The sequence below is a fragment of the Arthrobacter sp. 10T44 genome (genome assembly GCF_056393885.1).
Genome location: NZ_JBFTGT010000020.1, coordinates 1 through 1,130, shown reverse-complemented (window position 1 = coordinate 1,130; position 1,130 = coordinate 1). Strand labels below are relative to the sequence as shown.

Sequence of the window (1,130 nt, the reverse complement as noted above, 5' to 3'; positions counted from 1 at the left end):
TCGCCACCACCACTGAACGGCTTACGATCACGATCGCCACCACCACTGAACGGCTTACGATCACGATCGCCACCACCACTGAACGGCTTACGATCACGATCGCCACCACCACTGAACGGCTTACGATCACGATCTGCGCCGAAGCTGCGACGCTCCCCACCCTCACGCGACGGACGATCACCAAACGGCTTCCGATCACGATCGCCACCACCACTGAACGGCTTACGATCACGATCTGCGCCGAAGCTGCGACGCTCCCCACCCTCACGCGACGGACGATCGCCGGACGGCTTACGATCACGGTCGCCACCACCGCTGAACGGCTTACGATCACGGTCGCCACCACCGCTGAACGGCTTACGATCACGATCGCCACCGAAGCTGCGACGCTCCCCACCCTCACGCGATGGACGATCGCCAAAAGGCTTCCGATCGCGGTCGCCACCGGCACCGCTGAACGGCTTCCGGTCGCCAGCCGGCTTCGATCCGGCCGAACGCTCGTCCCTGGCGCGGAAACCGCGGGGGTCACCCCCGGAGTTGCTCGTACCACGGAATCCACCGCCGCCAGAGTTTCGTCCCCCGCCAAAGTTGCCGCGGTCGTTGCCGCCGCGGTTGCCGTCGTTGTGCTCAGCCATGTTGGATTCCTCCTGTTATGAGCTGACCACTGGCGCAATCGCAGCCGCTCTGTTTCCGTGTTTCGTTCGCTACGCAACCCGAAATCAAGCGCTTCGAAGTCCGTACATCTCAATCAATTCTAGGCGAGACGCCAGCACCCGGCTAACGGCAGCGGGGCTTTAGCCCGATGCGGTGTCAAGTCTCACAGCCCAGCCGGACGGCGCTCACCCGGGCCTCATCACTGCTTGGGCTGCGGGACGGTCCTTCGGGTACTTGCCGGTACCGCGGGAGAGTTATGCGAGAGCGATCCCGTCTACCACGCAGGTGGTGAGGAAGTGTCCGCTGATCCCTCTCAATGGCACTGTGTGGGGTGTTAAAAGGCTCAGGCCCCGACACTGTGTGTCGGGGCCTGGCTGTAATGGTTGTCCGGCGGTGACCTACTCTCCCACACCCTCCCGGGTGCAGTACCATCGGCGCTGTGGGTCTTAGCTTCCGGGTTCGGGATGGGACCGGGC

Annotated in this window: 1 protein-coding gene and 1 rRNA gene; both read right to left on the bottom strand. The window is 63.5% G+C overall.

All coding sequences use genetic code 11. The annotated features are described in order from the left end of the window. The coding region (locus AC1DBL_RS16710; RefSeq protein WP_476926523.1) for a hypothetical protein at nucleotides 1-397 on the bottom strand (397 nt) is incomplete at its 3' end. A gap of 642 nt (nucleotides 398-1,039) precedes the next feature. Further along, nucleotides 1,040-1,130: ribosomal RNA gene (gene rrf, locus AC1DBL_RS16705) — 5S ribosomal RNA — on the bottom strand; the annotation flags it as partial.